Source organism: Thermoanaerobaculia bacterium (assembly GCA_018057705.1).
In the GTDB taxonomy this organism is placed as follows: Bacteria; Acidobacteriota; Thermoanaerobaculia; order Multivoradales; family JAGPDF01; genus JAGPDF01.
In genome coordinates this window covers 98,503-106,111 of sequence record JAGPDF010000007.1, presented here as the reverse complement: position 1 = coordinate 106,111, position 7,609 = coordinate 98,503, and the positions used below count along the sequence as shown (strand labels likewise).

At 70.8% G+C, this 7,609-nt stretch carries 7 protein-coding genes; 5 read left to right on the top strand and 2 right to left on the bottom strand.

All coding sequences use genetic code 11. The features are described from left to right. Both KBI44_03970 and KBI44_03965 read right to left on the bottom strand, forming a co-directional pair. The coding region (locus tag KBI44_03970; protein ID MBP9143619.1) for a hypothetical protein at positions 1 to 250 on the bottom strand (250 nt) is incomplete at its 3' end. Between the two features lie 35 nt (positions 251 to 285). After that, the gene (locus KBI44_03965; GenBank protein ID MBP9143618.1) at positions 286 to 1,656 is read right to left on the bottom strand and encodes an ATP-binding cassette domain-containing protein; all 1,371 of its coding nucleotides are present in this window, start codon (positions 1,654 to 1,656) and stop codon (positions 286 to 288) included. A gap of 80 nt (positions 1,657 to 1,736) precedes the next feature. Here KBI44_03965 and KBI44_03960 point away from each other — a divergent pair, with 80 nt between their 5' ends. The 5 genes from KBI44_03960 to KBI44_03940 are packed head-to-tail and all read left to right on the top strand — an operon-like array spanning position 1,737 to position 7,589. Continuing rightward, complete coding sequence (locus tag KBI44_03960) at positions 1,737 to 2,573, top strand: class I SAM-dependent methyltransferase (GenBank protein MBP9143617.1); 837 nt, start codon at positions 1,737 to 1,739, stop codon at positions 2,571 to 2,573. A gap of 14 nt (positions 2,574 to 2,587) precedes the next feature. Next, positions 2,588 to 3,607 carry a UbiA family prenyltransferase gene (locus KBI44_03955; GenBank protein ID MBP9143616.1) on the top strand — a complete coding sequence of 340 codons (1,020 nt, stop codon included), beginning with the start codon at positions 2,588 to 2,590 and terminating at the stop codon, positions 3,605 to 3,607. Between the two features lie 27 nt (positions 3,608 to 3,634). After that, positions 3,635 to 5,380 (top strand): asparagine synthase (glutamine-hydrolyzing), encoded by a 1,746-nt coding sequence (gene asnB, locus KBI44_03950; protein ID MBP9143615.1) that lies wholly within the window; start codon positions 3,635 to 3,637, stop codon positions 5,378 to 5,380. Further along, positions 5,377 to 6,753 (top strand): hypothetical protein, encoded by a 1,377-nt coding sequence (locus KBI44_03945; protein ID MBP9143614.1) that lies wholly within the window; start codon positions 5,377 to 5,379, stop codon positions 6,751 to 6,753. Before asnB ends, KBI44_03945 begins: the two co-directional genes overlap by 4 nt. Continuing rightward, positions 6,750 to 7,589: an ABC transporter permease gene (locus KBI44_03940; protein MBP9143613.1), complete on the top strand. Its 840-nt coding sequence runs from the start codon at positions 6,750 to 6,752 to the stop codon at positions 7,587 to 7,589. The genes KBI44_03945 and KBI44_03940 overlap by 4 nt, the downstream gene beginning before the upstream one ends. Positions 7,590 to 7,609 lie beyond the last annotated feature (20 nt).

The window sequence follows — 7,609 nt, the reverse complement described above, 5'->3', positions numbered from 1 at the left end:
GGCTCGGCAGACCCTCCGCGCCCTCGTAGTTGCGGAAGATCTGACCGTCGAAGCGTGACAGGCCGGAGCTCGTCGCGATCCAGAGGAAGCCGCGCGAGTCGCGGAAGAGGTTCTGCACCGCGTCGCCCGCGAGTCCGTCCGAGGTGTCGTAGAGCTTCACCGGCAGACGCTCCGCGCGCGCCGCGAGGGCGAGCACGAAGCTCAGGGCGGCGAGAAGCCTCGCCCCGCGCAGGGCCCGGTCCGCGGCCATCACGCTGCGAGGCAGAGGACGGTCCCGCACGGCCCTCAGGCGTCGCCCTCGACCGCGAGGGTGACGAGGTCGCCGGACATCTCGTGCATGTTGTCGACCGCGCTCGCGCCGGAGGCGACGTGGAAGTAGAGCGGCGCGTCCTCGAAGCCGAACATCGCGAGGAGCGTCCCGTCGGCCTCGGCGAGAACGACCCGCATGGCGTAGGTGCCGGCGGTGAGCGTCAGGCGCGGGATAACGCAGGAGAGCGTGCCTTCCCCGGCGACGAGCCGGCTTCCGGGAAAGCTCTCGGCCGGCAGGATGCCGGAGGTGATCTGCACCAGCAGGTCGGCGGTAGCGATGCGGAACGCCCAGAAGAGCCGGTCGCGCTTCTCGTGGGCGTGGTAGCGCACGAGGACCCGCGCCGCCTCGCCGCTGCGCACTTCGGCCCCCGCGGGGCGACCCGCAGGGGCGCCGGGATCGAGCGCCTCGATCGCGACGCCGGTGATGAGGACGGGCTCGCGGGCGCTCGGCCCACGGCGCTCGCCTTTCGGCTCCGCCGCGGCGCTCGCCCCGGCCGCCAGGTCTCCGGCCGGTTCGCCCGCAACTGCGGCGTCGGCCGCCTGCGGAGGGCCGTCCGCCCGCGCCGCAGGCGGCCGGGGTGCCAGGCCGCGGCGGGCCTTGAGGTAGAGGTTCACGGCCTCGGTGCTTGCGCCGGCGAAGACGACCTCGCCGCGCTCGAGGTAGATCGCCCGCGTGCACAGCGTCTGGACGCTGTACATCTCGTGCGAGACCAGCAGCACCGCCTTGCCGCGGGCGAGAAAGCGCTGCATGTGCTGGACGCACTTCCTGCGGAAGGCGAGGTCGCCGACCGTGAGGACCTCGTCGATCAGCAGAGCGTCGGGATCGAGATGGGCGGCCACCGCATAGCCGAGGCGCGCCCGCATGCCGGAGCTGTAGGTGAAGACCGGCGCGTCGATGAACTCCTCGAGCTCCGAGAACTCGATGATCTGATCGAGAAGGCCGCGCGTCTCGTCGCGCGCCAGGCCGAGCAGCGCGGCGTTGTGGAAGATGTTCTCGCGACCTGAGAGGATGGGGTTGAAACCGATGCCGAGCTCCGAGATCGCCGCCAGCTTGCCACGCACCACGATGCGTCCGCGGTCCGGGTGCAGCCGCCCCTGGATCAGCTTGAGCAGCGTGCTCTTGCCGGCGCCGTTGGGGCCGATGACACCGAGGCACTCGCCGGCGCCGAGCTCGAGGGAGACTTGCGAGAGCGCCCAGAATTCACCGTCGCGCAGGGATCCGGGATCGGCCCCGCCCCCGACGAGCGCCCGCCCGATGTCATGCAGCCCGTAGCGCAACGACTTCTCGAGATCCCGGCAGTACTTCTTCGACACCGCCTCGACGGCGACCAGCGCGGGCGCGCTCACGACTCTCCGGCTTTCACAGCCGGCATTCTAGTCCGGGGCCCCGGTGCCGCGGGCGGCGGCCGCGTGCCGCCGGAGCGCTGGTGATCCCGAGGGCGCCCCGCTTCCTCCGCCGCTGGCTCGCGCCGAAGGAGCTCAGCTCGGAGCGCGTCGCGCGCTACTACGACGCCTGGCACGAGCGCTACATGGCGGCCTTCGGCGACACCTTCCAGTCGCAGCGCACGACCGACCTCGGAGAGCTCTTCGCCCACATCGCCGACCAGGCCGAGCTCGCGCCCGGCATGCGCGTCCTGGACGCCGGCTGCGGCATCGGCGGCCCCGCACTCTGGCTGGCACGGCACCGCGGGGTGAGCGTCGCGGCGCTCAACATCTCCGGCGTGCAGGTGGCCGAGGCCCGGGCGCGGGTCGCCGCCGCCGGGATGGAAAGCTGCGTCGTCGTCACCCAGGGCGACTTCCATCGCCTCGAGGAGCTCTACCCTCTGGAATCGTTCGATGCCGTCCTCTTCCTCGAGTCGCTCGTGCACTCGGACCATCCGCAGGTGGCCCTCGCATCGGCTCTTCGGGTGCTCAAGCCGGGCGGCGTGCTCTACGCCAAGGACCTTTTCCAGCGCGACCGCATTCCGGATCGCAGCGAGCGCCCCCGCGTTCGCAGGGTCGTCGCCAACGTCAACCGCCACTTCTGCCTGAACATCAAGGCGCAGAAAGAGTTCCTCGCGGCGCTCGCCGGCGCCGGCTTCGCTCTCGAGTACCTGCGCGAGCCGCCGCTCGCGACCCAGCACGATCTCGGCAACGCCTTCGTGGCGGCGAACGCGATCGACATCTACGAAGGGCCGCCGGTCACCTTTCTCGACTGGCTCGAGCTCAAGGCGCGCAAGCCCGCGCCACGCGGCGCGCACTCCCCCCGCGCCGGGACCGCGTAGACTCCCGCCTCCCAATGCCTGGCCCGGGGCTCCTTCGCTTCTCTCTCTGGTGGCAGCACATCGTGCCGCCGGTTCTCGCCGCCGCCTACTCAGCGACCGCCGTGGGGGCGCTGCCCGGCGGCGAGCTCCTCGCCATGCTGCCGCTCTTCCTGGCGAGCGTCGTCGGCATCGCGGGCTTCGGCTACTTCCTGAACGACGCCTGCGACATCGCTGCCGATCGCGCCGCCGGAAAAGCCAACGCCGCCGCCGCAAGAGGGCCCCTGACGCGCGCCGCGATCCTGTTCGGCCTCCTGACGGTGGGCCTCGCACCCTGGAGCCTGCTGCCGCGCAACCCGGTCAATCTCACCCTGCTGGCCATGCAGCTCAGCCTGCTGACGCTCTACTCGGTTCGCCCGTTCCGGCTCAAGGAGCGCGGCTTGGCCGGCGTCCTCGCCGACACCCTGTATGGGCACCTCGTGCCGGTTGCGATCACGCTCTTCACCTTCTTTCCGCAGGCGGCGGGAAGACTCGGAAGTCTCGCGCCGGGCCTTGCGACGCTGGTCGTTCTGGCCCTTTCCTGCAAGGGCTTGCGCAACATCCTGCTGCACCAGCTCGGAGATCGGGAGAACGACCGCCGCGCCGGCCTCCGCACTTTCGTCCTCGCCCGCGGTCCGGTGCGCGTGCTGGCCCTGGTCAATCGCCTCCTCCTGCCGCTCGAGCTCGGCGCGCTCGCCGCCGTCCTGGTGCTCCTCGCTCCGGCGGCGCCGGTCTGGGTCGGGTTCGCCGCCTTCCTCGCCTTCACCGCGCTGATGTTCTCGGCGTGGAAGTTCCCGTACCTGCCCAGGCGCCAACTGCGCTTCAAGTTCCTCTATTTCCTGAACGACTTCTACGAGGAGTGGCTACCGCCCACCGCGTTGGCGATCGCGGTCGCCCGCCACACCGAGCTCTGGCCCCTTCTGCCGCTGCACTTCGCCCTGTTTCCCAGGGGACTCGCCAAGCTGCCGCGCCAGTTCGCCGTGCTGCGCGAGAACTTCGCCAGCGCCGGCGATTTCTGAGACGCACCCGGACCGAGGCCTACCTTCATGTGCGGCATCGTCGGACAGGTCGAGCATCGCGGAATCGTCGATCCCGCCGGCCTCGCCGCCATGCGCGACGCCCTCGAGCACCGCGGCCCGGACGACGCCGGCAGCTGGCTCTCGGCCGACGGGCGGGCGGGACTCGGCCATCGCCGGCTGGCGATCGTCGACCTCACACCCGCCGGGCATCAGCCGATGCCGTCCGAGGACGAGCGCCTCTGGCTCACCCTGAACGGCGAGATCTACAACCATCGCGAGCTGCGCGGGCAACTCGAGGCCCGCGGCCACCGTTTCCGCTCCTCCTGCGACGCCGAGGTCGTGCTCCACGGCTACGAGGAATGGGGCATCGACGTGCTCCAGCGGCTCGACGGCATGTTCGCTTTCGCGCTCTGGGACGACTCCACCGGGGAGCTGCTCCTCGCCCGCGACCGTTTCGGGATCAAGCCGCTCTACTACTTCTCCGACTCCGAGCGGATGCTTTTCGCGTCGGAGGCCAAGGGCCTCCTCGCCCACCCGGCAGTGCGGCGGGAGGTCGACTGGTCGGCGCTCTGCGACTTCCTCGTCTACCGCTACGTGCCGAGCCCGAAGTGCATCTGGAAGGGTATGGCGAAGCTGCCGCCGGCCTGCTGGCTGCGACTCGACCGGCGCGGCGAGGCGCGCGTCCAGGAGTACTGGACGCTGCCTCCCGGCGAGCGCCGGGTGCCGGCCGCCGACGCGGCGGCGGCCGTCGACGAACGGCTCGCCGCAGCGGTCGGCGGGCATCTGCTGAGCGACGTCACCGTCGGCTCGTTCCTCTCCGGCGGCTACGACTCCTCGGCGCTCGCCCTCTATCGCCATCGCCTGGGCGCCGACGGGCCGAGCTTCGCGATCGGCTTCGACGACTGGCCGGAGAGCGAGCACCGCTACGCCGAGCGGGTGGCGGCCGGGTTCGGCCTCGAGCATCGCAGCTGGATCCTCGGCCCGGAGAGCCTGGCGCTCGTCCGCCGTCTCGCGTGGACCTACGACGAGCCGCTCGCCGACATCTCGATCGTGCCCACCTTCGCGGTCTCCCACCTCGCCGCGCGCAGCGTCAAGGCGGTGCTCTCGGGCGAGGGCGCCGACGAGTTCTTCTGCGGCTACACCTGGCAGCGCGACTTCATGGCGGCCCGCGCAGCGGGCGACCCGGCGGCCGACGACCTGGTCGCCTTCTATGCCGGCGCGATGGCGATGGGCAGTTTCGACCGCGCCGGTCTCGCAGGCCTCCTCCACCCCGATCTCCACGCCCACCTGCCGGACGATCCCTGGTGGTTCTACCGCAGCCTGGTGCGACCCGAGCTCGCACCGCTGCAGCGTCTGCAGTGGCTGGACATCCGGGCCTTCATGGGGGAGCTGGTGCTCACCAAGGTCGATCGCGCCAGCATGGCCAACTCGCTCGAAGTGCGGGTGCCGTTCCTCGATCCCGGGCTGGTCGAGCTGCTGTTCGGTTTCGACCCGGAGGTCTACTTCCGCCCCGGGGAGCAGAAGCCGCTGCTGCGCGCCAACCTCGGGGGGCTCCCCGAGGCCATTCTGCAGCGCCGGAAGCAGGGCTTCGTCGGTCCGGACGCCTACTACCAGAACATCGCCTGGTACACCGGGCTGCTCGGCGATTCGCGGCTGGTGCGCGACGGCGTTCTCCAGGCGCCGGCGGTCGCCGCTCTCCTCGCGGCCGCCGACCATTGGCGCCTCTGGAAGGTGGCGGTGCTCGAGCTCTGGTACCGGGAGTGGCTGACGTGAGCCGCGAAGAGCGCTTCGTCTTCGTGGTCTGCGGCGCGGCGGAGCAGATCGAGTCGCTGCATGTCGCGCTCCGCCACCTGCGGCGATTCGCCGAGAGTCCGATCTTCGTGGTGACCGATGCGCGACGCAATGCCCTGCCGATCGACCACGACCGGGTGATCGACTGCCCGACGCCCGCGGCGCTCTCCGACGCCCAGGCGGCGATCTGGCTCAAGACCTCGTTGCACCGCATCCTCGAACCGCGCCACTCCTATTGCTACCTCGACACCGACGTTCTCGCGGCGCGCCCGGGTGTCGACCAGGTCTTCATGTACCGCTGCGGTCCAGTCACCTTCGCCACCGATCACTGCCGGATGCGCTACTTCAGCCCGTGGGCGGTCGAGTGCGGCTGCCTGTCGGTGCGCCGCCTCGCCCAGGCGGAGGCGCTCAACGCCCTGATCGAACCGCTCGACGCCTGTCCGCCGGAGCTCGCGGAGAAGCGGCGCCGGCTGGAGGCGAAGCTCGCGGCCTATTCCGGGCGCTATGTCGCAGTGGAGCCGGAGCTCGTGGAGCGGCGCGATGCGGTCGTACGCCTCCTCGAGCGCACGGCCGGCCATCCCTGGCGGCGCAAGGCGGCTCTGCTCGCCTTCGTCTGGCCGCGTTACGGTGCGCGCCTGGCCCGTCGGCTCTGGCGCGGCGCGGACGCCGCGCAGGCGGCGCGCGCGGTCATCGACGACGCGCTGGGAACGCTGCCGGAGTACATCCGGCGCGAGACGGGCTTCGACTGGCGCCTCGACGAACGGCGCGGCTACGACGAGGCCGGGCGCCTGCTCCTCACCGACGTCCCGTTCTACGTCGCCGCACAGAGCGAATTCCGCTTCGACGAGGCGCGCGGCGAGTGGGTCGACGGCGAGGGCGAGCGGGTCTTCCACGGCCCCTGCGACCACCTGCGCGAAGCGATCGCCGAGGATTTCGGCGTCGTCATTACCGAGCCCGACTGGCAGCACTGGAACGGCGGCGTCTTTCTCTTCGAAGCCGGCGCCGATTCCCCGGCGGCCCCGTTCCTCGACAGCTGGCACGAGCTCACGCTCGCGAGCTTCGAGCTGCCGCGCTGGAAGACGCGCGATCAGGGGACGCTGATCGCGGCCGCCTGGAAACACGGCCTCGAAGATCAGGCCACGCTGCCGAAGGAGTTCAATTTCCTCGCCGACTACCACAAGCCCGGCCTCCACTTCGATGCCGACCGAGGCTTCAGCTTCGACGGCCGGGCCGGTTTCGTGAGACCGTATCTCGTGCACGTCTACCATCACTGGGGAGACCGCGACTGGGCGGTCTGGCGCTGGCTCGAGAGCCAGATTCAGAATCCGCTCGAGACACCGGAGCCCGCGCCGTGAAAGAGATCGTCTACCAGCCCGACGCCGGCCGAGACCGCCATCGCCGCCTGTTCGCCCAGATGCGGCGCGACCTCGCCGCCTCGGCGGGGATGGCGCGCCAGATGCTCACGCGCCAGCTGCACGCCGAGTACCGGCAGACCCTACTCGGCGGCTTCCTCGCCTTCCTGCCGGCGCTCGGCATGGTCTTCTGGGCGGTGCTCGCCGACCGCGCCAAGATCCTCGACGCCGGCGACACCGGCATCCCCTACGCCGCCTTCGTGCTCCTCGGGCTGGTCGCCTGGCAGACCTTCGTCGAGTCGATCACGGTGCAGATCGACACCCTGGCCTCGGAGCGCGCGATCCTTGCCAAGCTCGACCTGCCGCCGGAGAGCCTGATCGGCGCGGCGGTGGCGCGCGTGCTGGTCAACGTCGCGCCGAAGATCCTGGTGGTCGCGGTGGTCTTCCTCTTCCTTCGCCAGGGCGTGCCGTGGACGGTCGTCCTGGCGCCGCTGCCGCTCGTCGTCCTGGCGCTCCTCGGCACGGCCATCGGCCTCTTCCTCGCGCCGCTCCACGCTCTCTACCACGACGTCGGCAAGGGCCTCCAGGCGGTGACCACCTTCTGGTTCTTCATGACCCCGGTGTTCTATGCCGTGCCGAAGGAAGGGCTCTTCCGCACCCTCGTCGCGTGGAACCCAGTCACCCCGCTCCTCGGCCTCGCGAGAGACCTCGCAGCACTGGGCACTTCGACGAGTTGGACCGCCGCCCTCTGGATGACGCTGGTCGCGGCCGTCGCCCTACCGCTCGCGTGGTTCTTCTACCGCCTGGCGCTGCCGGTGGTGCTCGAGAAGACGCAGTAGCCTACCCGCGCAGGAGGGGC